At 65.6% G+C, this 16670-nt stretch carries 17 protein-coding genes; 7 read left to right on the forward strand and 10 right to left on the reverse strand.

Features of this window, described 5'->3' with window-relative positions:
- Positions 1-131: 131 nt before the first annotated feature.
- A complete protein-coding gene (locus AB0N05_RS27700) occupies positions 132-1064 on the reverse strand; it encodes a haloalkane dehalogenase (RefSeq protein ID WP_364698978.1) in 933 nt (310 codons plus the stop codon).
- A 257-nt stretch (positions 1065-1321) separates the two neighbouring features.
- Here AB0N05_RS27700 and AB0N05_RS27705 point away from each other — a divergent pair, with 257 nt between their 5' ends.
- Entirely contained in the window at positions 1322-1777 is a 456-nt protein-coding gene (locus AB0N05_RS27705; RefSeq protein ID WP_364698980.1) for a lipopolysaccharide assembly protein LapA domain-containing protein, read from the forward strand.
- 28 nt (positions 1778-1805) lie between these two features.
- On the opposite strand, the gene AB0N05_RS27710 is transcribed toward AB0N05_RS27705, so the two are convergent.
- From AB0N05_RS27710 to AB0N05_RS27720, 3 genes are all read right to left on the reverse strand, one after another.
- On the reverse strand, positions 1806-2000 hold the full coding sequence (locus AB0N05_RS27710; protein ID WP_364698982.1) for a deoxyribodipyrimidine photolyase: 195 nt from the start codon (positions 1998-2000) through the stop codon (positions 1806-1808).
- 275 nt (positions 2001-2275) lie between these two features.
- The gene (locus AB0N05_RS27715; RefSeq protein WP_364698984.1) at positions 2276-3211 is read right to left on the reverse strand and encodes a 2-dehydropantoate 2-reductase; all 936 of its coding nucleotides are present in this window, start codon (positions 3209-3211) and stop codon (positions 2276-2278) included.
- Between the two features lie 79 nt (positions 3212-3290).
- Positions 3291-3890 carry a TetR/AcrR family transcriptional regulator gene (locus tag AB0N05_RS27720; RefSeq protein WP_364698986.1) on the reverse strand — a complete coding sequence of 200 codons (600 nt, stop codon included), beginning with the start codon at positions 3888-3890 and terminating at the stop codon, positions 3291-3293.
- Between the two features lie 106 nt (positions 3891-3996).
- Here AB0N05_RS27720 and AB0N05_RS27725 point away from each other — a divergent pair, with 106 nt between their 5' ends.
- The gene (locus AB0N05_RS27725; RefSeq protein ID WP_364698988.1) at positions 3997-4956 is read left to right on the forward strand and encodes a chlorophyllase; all 960 of its coding nucleotides are present in this window, start codon (positions 3997-3999) and stop codon (positions 4954-4956) included.
- 199 nt (positions 4957-5155) lie between these two features.
- On the opposite strand, the gene AB0N05_RS27730 is transcribed toward AB0N05_RS27725, so the two are convergent.
- Positions 5156-6010 carry an NAD(P)H-binding protein gene (locus tag AB0N05_RS27730; RefSeq protein WP_364698990.1) on the reverse strand — a complete coding sequence of 285 codons (855 nt, stop codon included), beginning with the start codon at positions 6008-6010 and terminating at the stop codon, positions 5156-5158.
- A gap of 87 nt (positions 6011-6097) precedes the next feature.
- On the opposite strand from AB0N05_RS27730, the gene AB0N05_RS27735 reads away from it, so the two are divergent.
- Together AB0N05_RS27735 and AB0N05_RS27740 are read left to right on the forward strand one after the other, a co-directional pair.
- Positions 6098-6838, forward strand: coding sequence for a TetR/AcrR family transcriptional regulator (locus tag AB0N05_RS27735; protein ID WP_364698992.1), 741 nt, complete (start codon positions 6098-6100; stop codon positions 6836-6838).
- 35 nt (positions 6839-6873) lie between these two features.
- The gene (locus AB0N05_RS27740; protein WP_364698994.1) at positions 6874-7650 is read left to right on the forward strand and encodes a type II CAAX endopeptidase family protein; all 777 of its coding nucleotides are present in this window, start codon (positions 6874-6876) and stop codon (positions 7648-7650) included.
- Here the strand turns inward: AB0N05_RS27740 and AB0N05_RS27745 are convergent.
- Positions 7629-8651, reverse strand: coding sequence for an acyl-CoA desaturase (locus tag AB0N05_RS27745; RefSeq protein ID WP_364698996.1), 1023 nt, complete (start codon positions 8649-8651; stop codon positions 7629-7631). The two genes, AB0N05_RS27740 and AB0N05_RS27745, sit on opposite strands and share 22 nt — an antisense overlap.
- Positions 8652-8836: 185 nt before the next feature.
- The gene (locus AB0N05_RS27750) at positions 8837-9805 is read right to left on the reverse strand and encodes an MBL fold metallo-hydrolase (protein ID WP_364698998.1); all 969 of its coding nucleotides are present in this window, start codon (positions 9803-9805) and stop codon (positions 8837-8839) included.
- 101 nt (positions 9806-9906) lie between these two features.
- On the opposite strand from AB0N05_RS27750, the gene AB0N05_RS27755 reads away from it, so the two are divergent.
- Positions 9907-10905 carry an AraC family transcriptional regulator gene (locus tag AB0N05_RS27755; protein ID WP_364699000.1) on the forward strand — a complete coding sequence of 333 codons (999 nt, stop codon included), beginning with the start codon at positions 9907-9909 and terminating at the stop codon, positions 10903-10905.
- A 194-nt stretch (positions 10906-11099) separates the two neighbouring features.
- Positions 11100-12878 (forward strand): hypothetical protein, encoded by a 1779-nt coding sequence (locus AB0N05_RS27760; protein ID WP_364699002.1) that lies wholly within the window; start codon positions 11100-11102, stop codon positions 12876-12878.
- A gap of 100 nt (positions 12879-12978) precedes the next feature.
- On the opposite strand, the gene AB0N05_RS27765 is transcribed toward AB0N05_RS27760, so the two are convergent.
- The 3 genes from AB0N05_RS27765 to AB0N05_RS27775 form a co-directional block, all read right to left on the reverse strand.
- On the reverse strand, positions 12979-13662 hold the full coding sequence (locus tag AB0N05_RS27765; protein WP_364699004.1) for a hypothetical protein: 684 nt from the start codon (positions 13660-13662) through the stop codon (positions 12979-12981).
- Between the two features lie 37 nt (positions 13663-13699).
- Entirely contained in the window at positions 13700-13993 is a 294-nt protein-coding gene (locus AB0N05_RS27770; protein ID WP_364699006.1) for a hypothetical protein, read from the reverse strand.
- Between the two features lie 111 nt (positions 13994-14104).
- Positions 14105-15484: an aldehyde dehydrogenase family protein gene (locus tag AB0N05_RS27775; protein ID WP_364699008.1), complete on the reverse strand. Its 1380-nt coding sequence runs from the start codon at positions 15482-15484 to the stop codon at positions 14105-14107.
- A 357-nt stretch (positions 15485-15841) separates the two neighbouring features.
- Here AB0N05_RS27775 and AB0N05_RS27780 point away from each other — a divergent pair, with 357 nt between their 5' ends.
- Positions 15842-16621, forward strand: a complete 780-nt coding sequence (locus AB0N05_RS27780; protein ID WP_364699010.1) for a M50 family metallopeptidase — start codon at positions 15842-15844, stop codon at positions 16619-16621.
- Positions 16622-16670 lie beyond the last annotated feature (49 nt).

A 16670-nucleotide genomic window follows, 5' to 3' on the forward strand; every position in this document is an offset into this window, starting at 1 on the left:
GTCGTGTTTCTTCGCGCCAGTTCGTGACCAAGCTCGCTGCACCGGCTGTGGCCGAATCAATTCCAGATCCCATAACGCATGGTTCATTTTCCGCGGCTGGAGTAGCGCGAACACCGGTGCGCGGCCGGTGCCTACCGGCTCGGCCGGGCCGAGCGCGCGGCGGCGGGCTCGCGGGCGATCTGACCGGCACGCACCTTGGCGACGAAGCGGGCGGCCGCCTCGCCGATCAGATCGGGGGCGTCCTCGGGCAGGAAATGGGAGCCGGGCACGGTGAGGGTTTCCTGATTTGGCCAGGCGCGACAGAACTCGCGCTGGGCGCCGATGAGAAATCCGGCGGGTTCGGCGTCGATGAACAGCTTGGGAATATCGCTGGCGGATAGCCATTCCGCGTAGTCCTCGACGACGGCGACTACATCGGCGGGCTCGTCGGCGATCGGCAGATCCCGCGTCCAGGCCAGCATCGGCAGCCGGGCCGGACCGGGATTGCGGTAGTGCCGCCGGTAGACCTCCATGACCTCGGGGGCGATATTACGCAGGGGCAGCAGGTATTCGATGAACAAATTCTGGCGCAGGATCAGGTCCTCGCCCTCGGGGCCGCGCTGTCGCTGGAAGAATGCCCGAGTCGCCGCGGGCCATTCGTCCCAGGAGTGGAACGGGCGCACGATCGACTCCATGTACACAATCGCCTTGACCCGCTCGGGATGCCTTCGTGCCCACGCGAATCCGAGCGCCGAACCCCAGTCGTGCACGACCAAGATGACTTCGCGGTCGATGCCGAGTGCCTCGAACCACGCGTCGAGATACCGCTGGTGATCGAAGAACCGGTAGTTGCCGTCCGGCGACGCACCCGAATTGCCCATGCCGACGTAGTCCGGTGCCAGGCAACGCCCGAACGGCAGCAGATACGGAATGATATTGCGCCACAGATACGACGGCGTCGGATTGCCGTGCAGGAAGACGATCGGATCACCGGTTCCGGCATCCACATACGCCATATAGCTGTCCAGCACAGGCACGTACTTGCGGTAGGAGATGTCTTCGGTGGAGATCTCCGGTGCGGTCATGTCTCGCTCCTCCCGATGGACTCCTTCCAGTAAACCGCTGTCCATCGGATGAATCCCGCACGCGGATATAGAGGGCGAAAACCCGCGCCCACTCACAGCAGACGAGACTTGGCCGGTTGAAGGCACGTTCGATGACGTTGCGGCGTTTGTAGACGGAAACGTCTAGCCCTCGACTAGCGAGCCGGGGCTCCCCTGGGGACGGCTGCGGGCATCGGCAGCGTGGGCGTAGAGCCGCTGCCACGGGGAATGCCCGGGGTATGACCAGTGACCATTTCCCACCTTCTGCCCCGGAACCTCGTGATCCCGCACCGCCGGGCGGCTCGGCGTCTCCCGAACCGCAAGCCGGAGTATCGCCCCCGGCCGTCGCGCCGCCCGCCCGGACCGCGCCGCCCCAGGTCGATCAGCCGCCGGGCGGTCCTGCGGCGAACGCACGCATACGACTACCGGCAACGCGCACCGGCAACGCCTGGGTCGCGCTGAGCACGGCGGCGGTGGTGGGCGTCGTGGTGCTGGTGTTCATCTTGCAGAATCTCGGCCAGGCGGAGCTCACTCTGTTCTTCTGGCGCTTCTCCGTACCTCTGGGCGTCACGATCCTGCTGTCGGTGATCGCGGGCGTCCTGGTGATGGCGCTGGTCGGTGGCGGGCGGATCCTGCAACTCCGTCGGGCCGCCACCCGCGGACCGTCGGCACTACGCCGGCAACGCCAAATATGACTGTGCGGGTTAAATATTCGACTCCGGCTCAGCTGTCCTTGTGCGGTATGACGATGACCACGATCAGGGTGAGGATGCTGAAGAGCAGGCCCAGTACACCCCAGCCGAGCGGGTTCCGGCCCTTGGCGGCGGCGATGCCCGCGCAGATGAACGCGGCCAGGATGCTGCCGATCGCGACGAAGATGCCCTTGAGACCGGCTGGCAATGCAATACGATGCGCCATCGGGGCACTCGGCGTTGGAGCGGCTAGAGTCCGATCCCGGTGGTTCACGGGTCCAAACTCTTGGGCCGCACTGTAATAGTGCTGCGGATCACTCCGTCGATTCATGACTATTTTGCGGCCATGACCTGTACTCAATGAACGGTGGGGCCGATACCTGAACTCGCTCGCAACCCGGACAGAGGCATCGCAGACGCAATTGGGTAGCTCATGAAGTCCTCGCGTCGGCGTCTCACCTGGGCATGGTTTGTCATGCCCTGCGGCGGAGCGTCAGCTGGTCAGGCTCGCTGGCCTCGGGCGAGCAGTTCACCGGGTAGCTGCGAGGCGTAGACGGTCTGGTGGATGGGCGTGGGGACCCCCGACGCACGGCCGAAGCGGAGTACCGCGCCGTTCTGGTACTCCAGTTCGGAGGGGCGTCCGGCGGCGAGGTCGCGTTGCATCGACGACGTGGTGTCGGGGCTGAATCCGAAGTACACCTTCATCATTCGATCGACGTCCTGGTCGTCGAGTGCGATGCCGCGGGCCCGCGCGACCTCCAGTACTTCCATCATGGCGGCGCGCACGAGGTCTGCGGTCGCGGGTTCGGCGCGGGTGATGCCCACCGGCTGGCGCGCCAGCGCACCGACGCCGCCGTAGGAGGAGATCAGCATGAGTTTGCGCCAGAGCGTGGCCTCGATGTCTCCGGAGCGGGTGACGCCGATCCCGGCGGCCGACAGCGCCGCGGCAACGGCGTCGAACCGACTCGGCCCGGATTCCGGTGCCAGCGCACCGATTTCCACGGTGGCGTGCGCGCCGAGACAGCGCACCGACCACGGCCCGACCCGCTGGGCGATGACCACACACGTGCAGCCCAGAATCCGGTCCGCGCCCAGCACCGTGGCCAAATCCGTACCCGCCTCGACTCCGTTCTGCACCGGCAGCACAGTCGTATCCGGCCCGACCAGCGGGCGCAGCGCCACCGCCGCCTCGGCCACCTGCCATGCCTTGACCGCCACGATGATCAGATCCGCCGGTTCGGCATCCGCGGGCACCGCCGCCACGGCACGCACGCCGGGCACCGAAATCTCCTCCGCCCCATGCCCGAACACCAGCGGTTCGCCCGCCGCCGCGACGGTATCGGCTCGACCGACCACCGTGACCCGATGCCCGGCGCGGGCCAGCACAGCCGCGAAGTACAGCCCCATTCCACCAGCACCGAAAACTGTGACGTTCATCCAATTGATCTTAGTCCGACCGGTGTGAGCACCGCATCGAATGTTGTTCGGCCTCAAGCTGACTGCAGTCGCTCCAGATTCAGGCTCCGGAGTTCGGCCGGGCGAGGCCCCGCAGGAGTAGGTCGACTAGGCGGCGAGGGTCGTAGCGGGGGTCGGTGTCGCTGCCGATGCAGAGGTTGCCGATGCCGCGCATGAGTTCGTAGGGGTGGGTGCCGGGGGTGATTTCGCCGGATTCGGTTGCGGCGTCGAGTAACTGGGCGCAGACGGGGATCAGGCGGTCGATGAAGTAGGTGTGGAGGGCGTCGAAGCCGCTGGTGTCGGATTGGAGGGTGTTGGCCAGGCCGTGCTTGGTTACCAGGAAGTCGATGAAGAGGTCTACCCATTGGCGGAGTGCGGCTAGGGGGGAGTCGGCGGCGGCCAGGAGGGTGGGGCCTGCTTCGGCGCAGGTCTCGACCTGGTGGCGGTAGACGGCGACGACCAGGTCTGCGCGGGTTGGGAAGTGGCGGTAGATCGTTCCCAGGCCGACGCCTGCCTTTGTTGCGATCTCGCGGATCGGGGCGTCTACGCCGGAAGTGGCGAAAACCTCGGCGGCCGCGGCGAGCAGGGTTTGTTGGTTGCGGACCGCGTCGGTTCGCTTGCTGCGAGCGGGCACCTCGCCGGACGGGCCTGTCGTGGGCACGAACTCTCCTTTCGGATGGACGTTGACAAAGCGGAACAATGTTCCATATCGTTGTGGAACAATGTTCCGCTTTGAGCGTATCTCCTTGGAAGGCGAACTCCACATCATGAGTGAATCGACTTTTGCGGCGGCTGCCGCTGCCGCATCCGCCCCCGTTCTCTCGGTCGCCCCGGTGACTGTCAAGGCTCCCGGGCGCGGCGTGGATCTGCGGGTTCGGGTGTCCGCGCCCGTCACCGGGGACGAGCTGCCGATCATCCTGCTCTCGCACGGACTGGGCCATTCGAACCATCTGTCCTCGCTGAACGGGTACGCGCCGCTCGTCAATTTCTGGGCGGCGCATGGGTTCGCCGTCATTCAACCCACTCACCTCGACTCGATGACGCTGATACGCAATCCCGTTGACCCCCAGGGGATTCCGGCGTGGCGGTCGCGAGCCGAGGATATGACTCGCATTCTCGACCAGCTCGATGCGATCGAGGCCGCCGTCCCACAGCTCCTCGGACGCCTCGCCCGCGACAAGGTCGCAGTGGCCGGGCACTCGATGGGCGGGCACACCGCGAGTCTGCTGCTGGGCGCGCGGCTCACCGATCCGCGCGACGGAACCGAGGTTGACCTGGCCGAGGCTCGGATCAAGGCGGGTGTCCTACTCGCCGCACCCGGCCGGGGTGGCGACGCCGTGACCGAGTTTGTGGCCGAGAACTATTCGTTCATGTCGACCCCGGACTTCTCCCACATGACCACGCCCGCACTCGTGGTCGCCGGGGACAAGGACACCTCGACGCATCTGACGGTCCGGGGCGCGGAATGGCACACCGATCCATACTTCCTCTCCCCCGGCCCCAAATCCCTGCTCACGCTTTTCGACGCCGAGCATGGACTCGGCGGGATCTCCGGTTATGACGTCGCCGAGACCACGGATGAGAACCTCAAGCGAGTCGCCGCGGTCCAGCAACTCACCTGGGCCTACCTCCGCACCCAACTCCACGGCGACGATTCCTCGTGGCCCGCCGCACAGGACGCGTTGGCGGCCGAATCCGACCCGCTGGGGCGAATCGAGTCCAAATAACCTCGGCCCAAACGCCTTCGAAGAACAGGCGCGGGCGGCGTGGTCCTTGTCGTCTCGCACTTCGATTCGCTCACGGTGCTGACGCTGGTCACCGGGTGGCGGCTTGTTGCGCTCGGCATTCCGCAGGCAGTCCACGCCTTCCGGATGCGCCGGACCTGAATTGCCAAGGCGTTCCAGTAGATCGAACAGGAAGCCTCTGCTACAACGCCGCTTCCAGGATTGTGCGCAAGGGTGTGGCGGGATGGCCGAGCAGGTCCTCGAGCGCCGGGCCGGTGGTGGTGAATTCGCCGCGGCGGGAGGCGTGGAACATGCCGAGCAGGAGGTTGGCCTGTCCGGCGGGCATGCCGAGCGCGATCAGGTTGGCGGTCCATTCGTCGTCGGCGGCGAGTACGCGGCGGATGGTGCGGCCGGTGAGATCGGTGAGGATGTGGGCGATGTCTTGCAGGTCCAGGGCTTCCGGGCCGGTGAGCGGTGGGGTCGGGCCGTCGAATCGGTTCTCATCGGCGAGGATTCGCGCTGTCGCCTCGGCCAGATCGGCGTGGGCGGTCCATGACACGGGGCCGTCCGCCGGTGCGATGAGTTCGCCGGTCTCGAGTGCCCGGCCGAGCAAGAGCGGGACGGTGCTCGCGTAGAAGCCGTTCCGCAATGCCGTGAACGGGACCGACCCCTCGGTGAGCCGTCGTTCGGTGGCGGCGTGGTCGGGCATGGGTGCGAAGGTTGAATCTTCGCTTGCGCCTTGGTGACTGGTGTACAGGATGCGCTTGGCTCCGGCGGCGTGCGCGGCTTCGATTGCCGCGGTGTGCTGTTCGACGGCCGTGTCGCCGCTCGTATTGGACGAGACGATGAGTATCTGGGTGGCGTCCTCGAAGGCGGCGGCCAGGGAATCCGGTTCGGTGAAGTCGCCGCGGCGTACGCGAACGCCGCGCGCGGCGAGGTCGGCGGCACGGCCGGGGTCACGCACGCTGATGCCGATTTGGTCGGCCGGGACTCGTTCGAGTAGCCGCTGGACGGTCTGCGAGCCGAGTTGTCCGGTCGCGCCGCTGACGATAATCATTGTTCACTCCGCACTGTTATCAATGGAATCGTTCTCACGTTATCATTGATACTCCAGCGATATCAAGCATGCGTTATCCTTGGAAACATGGTCGACACCAGGGCAGGCAGCATCAGCCGAGACGAGGTACGGGCGAATCTCGTGGAGGTCGCGGCGACGCTCCTACGTGAGCAGGGCGCGGCCGCGGTCACCACCCGGTCCGTCGCACTGGCGGCAGGGGTGCAGGCCCCGACCATCTACCGCCTCTTCGGAGACAAGGAGGGGCTGCTCGAAGCCGTCGCCGAACATGCCTTCGCGACCTATGTCTCCGAGAAGGCACTGGTCGCGAATGACGAGGACCCGATCGCGGACCTGCGAGCGGGCTGGAACACACATATCGGTTTCGGCCTGGCCAATGCCGCGCTGTTCGGCCTGCTCGTCGATCCCGGCCGCAGTGCTCGTTCACCCGCCGGGGCAGCCGGTTTGGAGGTATTGCGCGGTCGCGTGCATCGGATTGCCGAGATCGGAAGGCTCCGGGTCACCGAAAACCGTGCGGTCGAGCTTATTCACGCTGCCGGGACCGGTGCCGTGCTCACCCTGCTCGCCATGCCACCCGAGCGGCGAGACCTCGATCTCGCGGAGGCGATGTATGACGCTGTGACGCAATCGATCCTGACCGATGCGCCCGCGCTCGCCGAGGACGGGACGACCGCGGCCGCCATCGCATTCCGGACCGTGGTGCCGAAACTCGAGCTGCTCACCGAGACCGAGCGCGCGCTGCTGTCCGAGTGGCTGGATCGGGCCACCGGTAATACCTCTGTACTACAGGGGATCAGCACTCCAGGGTGATTCGTTGGCGGATATCGGCCGTCAGAGTAGGGCGAATGAAGACCACTACGCGACCCGGTACCGCCTCCGCGGTGCAGTCGAGGGCTTGGGCTGCCCTCGGCGTTTTCGTTCTCTCCACGCTTGTCGCTTCGGCGGTGTTGCTTGCGGTGCAACCGCATACGGGCCTCGACCCGGCGGCGTTATCGCTGGTGCAGTTCGGCCCGGCGCTCGGCGCAGTGGCGACCTGGCTGATGTTCAGGAGCACTGTCGCGCAGGCGCTGCCGTCTGCGGTTTCGACTCGGCGGGTAGGCGCGAATGTCCTGACGATGGTCGCGGCTTGCGTGGCGTTCTGGGGTTTGATCACGGCGGCGGCGGTCGTTTCGGGGACTGCGACCGTGGGCGCCGCAGCGGTGGGTAGCGTGCCCTTTTCGGTGTTCCTAGGGCTTCAGCTCATCGGCGCGGCCGGTGAAGAGATCGGCTGGCGTGGGTTGATGCAGCCGCTGCTCGAATCTCGAATGACCAGGGTCGCAGCGATTTCGGTGACCGGGGCGACGTGGGCACTGTGGCATGTGCAGGCATTCGCGGCGGGACCGGTGACCGGGGCATGCTTTTTCGTCTCGGCCATGGCGTTCTCGTTCGTGCTCGGATACGTCGGCGATGGGAGCTTCCGCCAGCGCGTCCTGACCGCGGCGATCGGGCATTGGCTCATCAATATCGCGTGGTATCTGCTGGCCGGGGACAACACCCTGGATCGGCCGCAGATCGTATTCGTCGCGATTGCGGCCGTGCTCGTCGCCGCGGGAGTGAAGGTCTACTCGCGCCCGACGGCGTGAAGGTGACGCAACGCCTGCGCGTAGGACTCCAGGAGACTGGTCTCGCAGTACGGAATCTCGTGTTCGGCACAGAATGCCATGACCAGGGGCCTGGCGTGGCGGAGGTTCGCGCGCGGCATGGACGGGAACAAGTGGTGTTCGATCTGGTAATTCAGGCCGCCCAATGCGACGTCGGTAAACCAGCCGCCGCGAACATTGCGGGAGGTGAGGACCTGACGGCGCAGGAAGTCCACCGCGCCTGGAGTCTCGATAATTTCCATGCCCTTGTGGTTGGGCGCGAAGGTGCAGCCCATGTAGAGACCGAACAGACCCTGCTGCACCGCGATGAAGATGAGTGCTTTCCCGGGAGGCAGCACGAGGAATACCGCGGAAAGGTACAGCACCACATGCGCACTCAGTAGCACCGCCTCGCGCGCCCACTGCGGAGTTGCCCGCCGAGCCACGGCTTTGACGCTCGCACCGTGCAGGCTGCCCGCCTCCAGAGTGAGCATCGGGAAGAACAGCCAGGCCTGGTGCCGGAAGATGAATCCGCGGAAGCCTCGCCCGGCGCGGGCTCGCGCGCTGGAATGCGCCAGGATTCCCATGATGTCGGGATCCGAGCCCTCGGTATTCGGATTGGCATGGTGCCGATTGTGATTGCCGACCCACCAGCCGATGCTCAGCCCGATGGCGAGATCCCCGCTGATCAGGCCGAGCACGTTATTGGCCTTACGGCTGCCGAAGACCTGCTGATGTCCCGCATCGTGCCCGAGGAAGGCGAACTGCGCGAAGACCGCGGCGAGGAATGCCGCGGTGCCCAACTGCCACCAGGAATCGCCGATGAGCACGAAGGCGATCCATCCGGCGGCCAGCGCGCCGAAGGTGGCGGCGATCCGCAAGCCGTAGTAGCGCAGCCGCCGGTCGAGCAGTCCCGCCTCACGGACCTGGCGCATCAGGATCGCGTACTCGCTGCCCCGTTTGACGCCCGTGGCCGTCCCGGACTTCGGGTCGCCCTCGATCATCAACTCGGATGGGAAATCTGCGTGTTCGGGATCGCCGGAGCGACCGCCTCGGCCAACTGTGGCGGAAGGTACCGGCATACCCACGAACCTACCGGCCAGAAACAAACAACAGGCCCACTCCGCCGAAACAGTTGGCGGCCGATGATCAGACGGGGCAGGCGGGCGACACAGTTGGCGGCTTGCGATCAGGCCCGGCATGAGGGGGACAGTGCGCCGGAGTCCTCGGCCCGCATCTCCTTCGCCACGGTCTGGACATTGAGCTCGGCCATCGTGGGCAGGGAGGCGACCGAGGGGTAGCCCGGGTAGGTGCGGTCGAGTTCGGCCAGGATCGAGCGTTGTTCGTCGTCGGTCACCTCGGCGGCACCGGGTGAAGTCGGCGCGATCGCGGTGCCGACCAGGCGGCGGACCAGCTTGATGTAGGTGCGCTGCTGGTCGATGAGCTCCGGCCCCGCGGGCGCACCATGGCCGGGATAGATCGTGCGGATCGCGGGAAATCGCGCGGTCAGCTTGTCGAGATTGATCAGCCAGCCGCACGAATGTCCTTCCAGCAGTGCGGGAGTGGCTTTGTCGGCGACCAGGTCACCGGCGAACAGGGTGGCGCTGCGCGGCTCGTAGTAGACCGTGGCCGTCTCGGACTCGCCGGGTTCGAATTCGGCGGTCTGAAGCTCGGTCGCGCCGACTGCGACGGTCGCGCCCGGCTCGAAAATGTGGTCGGGGACGGTCATTCGCGGTGCGTAGTCGGAGTTCGGCAGGCGGCGGGTGAGGTCGTAGAAGCCCAGCGGATCGGTCTGGATGTCCTGCGCTGTCGTCTTGGACGAGTAGATCGGGGCGGCCGGAAATGCCTCGTGCAGCACACCGATTCCGCCGACATGATCCGGATGCGAGTGGGTGATCACCATCGCCGCGACGGGGCGACCGGTGGCCTGGATCGCCGACAGGGCGCTGCGGGCATCGGTCTGCGAGCGCTGGGCGTCTACCACCACCAGGCCATCAGCGGTGTCGAGCCAAAAGGTGTTGACCGAGCCCGGATTCGGCGAGGCGAACTGACCGATGGTGGGTGCCGCGGTCGGCTTGTCCGTCGTAGCGCAACCGGTGGCGAGAACGGTCAGCACCGACGCGGCAGCCACTCCCCGCACTGCGAATTTCCTGGTCATTTGCATCACGTGGACGACGTTAGGGAAGCCGGGACGGTGATTGTATGGCTGATACGCTTCCTGTTCTGTCCGAACGTCTTCGGTGTGTGGCGAGGTTGCAGATGGATGTATTCAGTGATGCCCTCACCGCGCTGCGCACCGGTACGCCGGTATTCACCCACACTGATGCCCGAGCGCCATGGAGCATGCGGTTTCCGGCCGTGTCCGGAGCCAGTTTCCATGTGGTGCTGCACGGCAGTTGCCAACTCGTCCCGCTCGATGGCGGCGCTTCCTTGGGCCTCGACACCGGCGACGTCATCTTCCTGCGGCAGGGCAGCGGGCACACGCTGTGCAGCGACCCGGACCTGACACCGGATGTGTTCTCCCAGAACCGAATCGACACCAGCTCGTACCTGCGCGAGTTGGTGATCGACGGCAAGTCGGTCGATCGGCGAGTCGAGGCTCCGGCGAATCAACCTGTCGTCGGCTGCGGCTTATACAAGGACGGGCCCGGTGAGCGCGCCGTACTCGCTTGTGGCGCTTACAAACTCGATCTCACCCGGCAGCATCCATTGCTCGCGGGTATGCCCGAGGTGATCCATCTCCCCGCCGCGAGCCAGCAACCCGCACTCCGTACCGCCATCGGCCAATTGACCAGCGAGATGGACGATCCGGGCCCCGGCAGTGACAGCATTGTCGCGGCGCTGATCGATCTACTGCTGCTCTTGATCATGCGAGCCTGGTATCAGGACATGACCGCCGATCACGCGAAAGGCTGGTCCGCCGCGGTCACCGACCCGGCCATCGCGCCCGCACTGCGCGCCATTCACGCCGACCCGGGCCATCCGTGGACCGTCGAGGAACTCAGCCGTGCCTCGGGTCTCTCACGCGCCGCCTTCGCCAAGCGATTCACCGCCGTGCTGGGCGAGCCACCGCTCGGCTATCTCACCGGTTGGCGCATGACCGCGGCGGGTAGGCTGCTGCGGGAGACCGATGCCACGCTGGCGGTCGTGGCCGAACGATCCGGGTACCGTTCGGAATTCGCCTTCGCGAAGGCGTTCAAACGCGAGTACGGCGTCGCGCCGGGCAGCTATCGGCGCGCGTCTCGCCTCTCAGCCTGACACGCCGGGCAGCTATCAGCACGCGTCCCGCCTATCGGCCTGACACGCCCGGCAGCTATCGACGCGCATACGGCCTCTCGGCCCGACCCGCCGGGCTGTGGTCGAGCGCGGTCTATTCGTCAGCACAAGGCGCGCACCCGAAATCTGTGCATTTGCCGGATGTTACCGTCTCAGACGCGTGTAACTATCCGTGCATGAGCTATGGATGGTCGGGGCAGCGGCGCGCCGGATTCGCCGGGCTGCGCGCGCGGCATGGGCGGCTGGCGATGGTGCTGAGTTTGAGCCTTGTGGGTTGCGGCAGTGTGGGATTCGCGCACGCCGACCCGCCGGGCGCCGCGACCGACCGGCAGGAACAGGTCCTGTCGGACCGCGACGGCATTGCCGTCTCCGAGGTCAGCTACCTGCTGCCGTTGCCCGCGGACGCGCCTCCGCATCCGGCCGCGTGTGATCGGGTGGGCTATCTGCGCTATCGGTCCGCCGACGGTCCGGCGGAGTCCACGGATGCCGATCACATCGTCGTCCAGCAGCAGGGGCTCGGTGGTGGCGCCATGAATTCGGACAGCGTAGCTACCAATACCGTGCGTTCGGCGCGCTCGCTCGGCCAGAAGATCGAATTCTGGGCGCTGGCAAGGCGTTCCGCATGTCTGGACGAGACCACCGGATTCGATTACGCGCTGAGCACGGGCAACTACCTCGATGCGGTCGACTACTACTTCAATGGCCTGGCCATCGACGGCCAGCGCTTCCCCGGCTTCAAATCCAACGGTGATCTGGCGGTGCTCGACTACATGGGTCTCGAGCGCATCGTGCACGACCAGTTCGAGGTGATGCGCGCGGCCCTGCCCGATCGGGCCGACCGGCAGCGCAAATTCGTCTGCACCGGAATTTCTCTCGGCGGTCTCGTCACCGGGTTCTTCTCCGACTGGGACTTCGGCGTCGACGGCTCGGGCACGGATCAGTGCGCGGCCTTCGCCGCCCAGGACTCGATGGTCAGCTCCGATCCCGTGGCCATCCAGAACACGCCCCTGCTGCACGACATCACCAATGCCATTGTGAGTCCTACGAATGCGCTCGTGGAGGCCGGATTCCGGGCAGGCGTACTCCCCCGCACCTTCGGTTCACTCCCGGTGCTGGGAACCAGAGCCTTCCTGTTGCTGCGGCTCGCAGGGCTGGCCGCTCATCTCGATCCGGACGGGGAAAGCCAACTCCTGTCCCATCTTCCGCACGATCTCGAAATGGACGCGACACTCAACTACGCGTTCGCGCCGACCTGGAGTGCCTTCGCCACTAATGGCGGCGACGGCAGCGGCACCATGCGGGACTATCACTTCACCAATACAGCCCTGCTCGGTGTTCTCATCGACAACAACTCCACCAACTTCACGCTGTTCCAGCAGGGCGTAGGCGTGCTGGACGGTGGGCCGGTACAGGTCAAGAGCTTCCCCAATCCCGGTGAACTCACCCAACTCCCGCTGCTCGGCGGATTCCTCCGCATCACCGCGGGCAACCAAACGCGCGTAGCGCCAACCGACCGCACTGTCCTCTACCGCTGGCGAAACTACAACGACGTACAGGGCGTCGGCTACACCGCCCCCGGCCACGAAGTAGCCGATATCCGCGATGTCGCAAGACAATTGGCCTCCGGCGCCCCCTATGCCTACTGGGAAACCTACTTCCCCCTACGCGTGGTGGTCGACACCGGCGCAGGCTTCGGCGGCGCCCGCACCGGCGACCTAGCCGACCTCAAATACCACGCCCTCAACCGCACCAAACCAAACTTCGTAGCCTACGCAGGCGACAGCCCCATCATCACCGGCAGCGGCGTCTTCTTCCCCGCCCCCGCCACCGCCAAAGTAGTCCAACTCCCCGGCTACACCCACATCGACACCATCGGCGCCGCAGCCGTCCAAAACGACGGCCGCCCCGACTACAGCGGCTACGAACTAGCAGCCTTCATCAACACCCTGCACTGACCACCCCTCACGTTGCGCTCCCGCTGATCGGGGCACCGGGACTCGACCCTGACACCAAATTCTCTAACTAGCCGCATGTCGCGACAAGATCAGGGAGCTCTCAGTCAGGGGAATCGGACAAAATTCCGACGTGAGAGCTCCCTGATCTTGTAATCGGCTGTACAGGAACACCTCCGACGAGCACGTCATCTGGGGGTTGCACCGGTGCCGGTTCGACTCCCTGCAACAGGCCCCAATCGATGTAGGCGAAGTACTGCTGCTGACGGCCGGTGCCGGGGTGGACTGCGGTGAAAACAAACACGTCTCCGACCGCACCGAATCCGTCTACGAAGTCAACGGGGCCGAGGCTGGATTCTTGGAGCTCCGCACATGTGCATGACCAGGGCGTCAGATCGGCGACGGAGTCGATCTGCGGCCGCGGCATCTCGGGATTGCGACGCAATTGCCGGAAGAGGTTGTATCCGCGATGCAGTTCCATGAACTCGATCTGCAGTCCGGGCCAGAACGTGAGATCCCATCGCGCATAGCGGATCTCTCGACTGCCGAGCGGTTCGCTCCGTTCCGAAGTCGGTGCACCCCAAGCCGTTACATACTCATCGATCGACTTGAAGGCATTCACGGCTTCTCCGTAGAACCACCTCTTCTCCGCGGCCGCCGTATCAGCTGAGGTGGCACCAACAGAATCGAGTAGCTTCGCGGCCTGGGCCGGAGCGCTCTTGTTCATCGGATGAAGCATCGCCAACTGATAGTCATGCAGCGTCGTGACAGGTTCGCCGACCATCATCCCTCCCCGTGGGCAATCACCTCGCCTGGTGGTCCCGTCACCCCGCGCGTCGCCGGGCCTTATCAGGGTTGATGTGGATCCGAATACCCTTGTACACCACAGTATTCGGCACATCCCCGTCGTTGTCCGGATCGCCGGAGTCCGAAGGATCCGGCAGCTCCGCCCTCTCCTCGATAACGACCTGCGCCCGCGCCGCACCGGGATCGAACATCTCCTGCAACGGCCCGACAAACGACCCCCCAAGCCCGCGATGCTTCGCCCGAATACCCGCCCACCCGAACAACACCAACAGACCAATGGTGACGATCAGCGCCAACAAGTCCCCACCCATGCCCACGAGCGTACCGACGAGATCCTTTGCTCCGCTTAAGAGAAGAGGGGTTTGGCTGGGTACCGGTCAAGCGTGTGGCAGGACCAGATCGCCACGGTGGGCGGTTTGTCCTTATAGCTGAATCGATTTGATCTGCAAGTACTCCTCGAAACCCATCACGCCCTGGCAGCGGCCGTACCCGGATTGTTTGTACCCGCCGAAGGGAATATCGATCGTCAGCTTGTAGCCGTTGATATCGACCTGACCCGTGCGCATTCGGCGTGCCACCGCAAGCGCCCGATCGGGATCGGCGGAGAAGACCGCACCCCGTAGCCCGTAATCGGAATCATTGGCGATGCGCACCGCATCCTCGTCGCCATCGTGGGCGATGATCGACAGTACCGGCCCGAAGATCTCCTGCTGCGCGATGGTCATCGAATTGTCGACGTTCGTGAATACCGTTGGGCGCACATAGAATCCGCGCTCCAGTCCCGGTGGTGCGCCGAGTCCGCCGATCGCCGGCGTGGCGCCTTCCTCGATCCCGGCTCGAATGAATCCGAGCACTCGAGCCCGCTGGGCCGCGGAGACCAACGGCCCCATGGTCGTTTTCTCGTCGAGCGGATCACCCACCACGAATTCCCCGACCCCAGCGACAGCGCGTTCGGTGATTTCGCCCATCAACCGGCGCGGCACCACCATCCGAGTCCACGCCCCGCACATCTGCCCGGCATTGTTGAAGGCGCTTCGCAGCCCTTCGGATACAGCCTGGTCCAGGTCGGCGTCCTCGAGAATCACCGCGGCCGATTTGCCGCCCAACTCCAGCGTCGCCGGCGTCACCGTGTCGGCGGCAGCCGCGGCGACCTTCCTACCGGCGCCGGTGGAACCGGTGAACGACAACACATCCACCCCGGGATGCGCACTCAATGCCGCACCCGCCTCCGCCGCGCCGACCACCAGGTTGTACACCCCGTCGGGCAAGCCGGCCCGTTCGAGCAGCCCAGCCATCCGCTGCGCACTGAGCGGACTGAGCTCCGACGGTTTGTGCACCACCGTGCACCCGGCCGCGAGCGCGGGCATCGCCTTCAAGAACATCATGTACAGCGGGTTGTTCCACGGCGTGATCGCCCCGACCACCCCGTACGGTTCGCGCCGGAGCAATGAATCCCCGGCCCGGCTCTCATACTCGAATTCCCTTGCTATCCGTACGGTATCGGCGATCACCTGCCCGGAAACCCCGGCATGCACCGCCCGCGACACCTGTATCGGCGCGCCCATTTCCATCGTGATCACCTGCGCGGTCTGTTCGAGCTCCGCGGCATACAGCGCCGCGAACCGATCCAGTACCGCACACCGCTCGGCCGGTTCCGTCGTGGCCCAGGACTCGAACGCCGCCCCCGCCGCCGCGACCGCACGATCGATCTCGGCCGCGCCGCCGCACGGCAGCGTCGAAACAACCTCCTCGGTAGCCGGATTCACCACGGTGATCCGTCCGGCCTCATCCACAGCAGTCATCACGAACCTCCCGCCGCTGCGGCTCCGCGCTCGGCAATGCGAAACCTGTTGTGGCCCGATCGAATCGAACAAGACCTAACACGGCCCTACCCGCCGCGGATCGCCGGAAACCGGTTCACCGAGCATAAGGTGAGGGTGGTGCCCGATCGAATCGACAGTTCTACGGTCCTGGAACGTACTACCGGGATACCCTTCCCGCGCTGCCCCGGATTGCCATCGATGAAGCAGCCGCCCGCACCGCTGATGTCCTCGATCTCGCCACGGGCATCTATGACGTCCCCGAGGAGCCCGCTACATCCTGAGGCGCGGGCGGACGGAGCTGTGGTCGAGCTCGGCTGGAATCGCTATGGTTCGGCGGTGAACACCGCAGAGTTCGTTGAGCGCGGCAGCACGATCATGGATCGGCTGACCACTACGCAGAGTCCGCCGCCCTGGCAGTTGGTGATCGGGACGGGTGTGGTCGCGCTGCTAGTGGTGGTTTTCCGGCCTACGTGGCGGGTGCTGCGGAATGTGGTGACCCTGGCGCATGAGGGTGGGCATGCGTTCACGGCGTTGCTGACGGGGCGGCGGCTGAACAGCATCAGATTGCATTCGGATACTTCGGGTCTCACCGTGTCGAGTGGGAAGCCGTATGGGTTCGGGATGATTTTGACCAGTGCAGCCGGGTATCCCGCGCCCGCGCTGCTGGGGCTGGGTTATGCGGCGCTGCTGGGGGCGCATCGGATCACGCTCATGTTGTGGCTGACCATCGCGCTATTGCTCGTGCTGCTGTTGAAGGTGCGCAATTGGTACGGGCTGCTGTCGATTCTGGTGACCGGCGGCGTGGTGTTCGGGGCGTCGTGGTTCGGCACCGACACCGTGCAGGCGGCGCTGGCCTATGCGGCGGCCTGGTTCCTTCTGCTGGCGGCGGTCCGGCCGGTCCTCGAATTGCAGCGCAATCGTGCGCACGAACCCAATTCCGATGCCGACCAGTTGGCCCGTTTGACCCGCATTCCGGGGATACTCTGGGTACTGCTGTTCGGTGCGATCGCACTGTGTTCGCTGGTCCTGGGCGCGCGACTGCTACTGGCCGATGTCACCGGGGTCTGCGTCCCGCCGCTCACGCACAGCACCTGTGAGGCGTCCCCCGCGCGCTGATTTCGACCCACCTCACAGCGAGATCGGCGGCACTGCAAGGCTTCCCGCG

This window comes from Nocardia sp. NPDC051030, assembly GCF_040683015.1.
In the GTDB taxonomy this organism is placed as follows: Bacteria; Actinomycetota; Actinomycetes; order Mycobacteriales; family Mycobacteriaceae; genus Nocardia.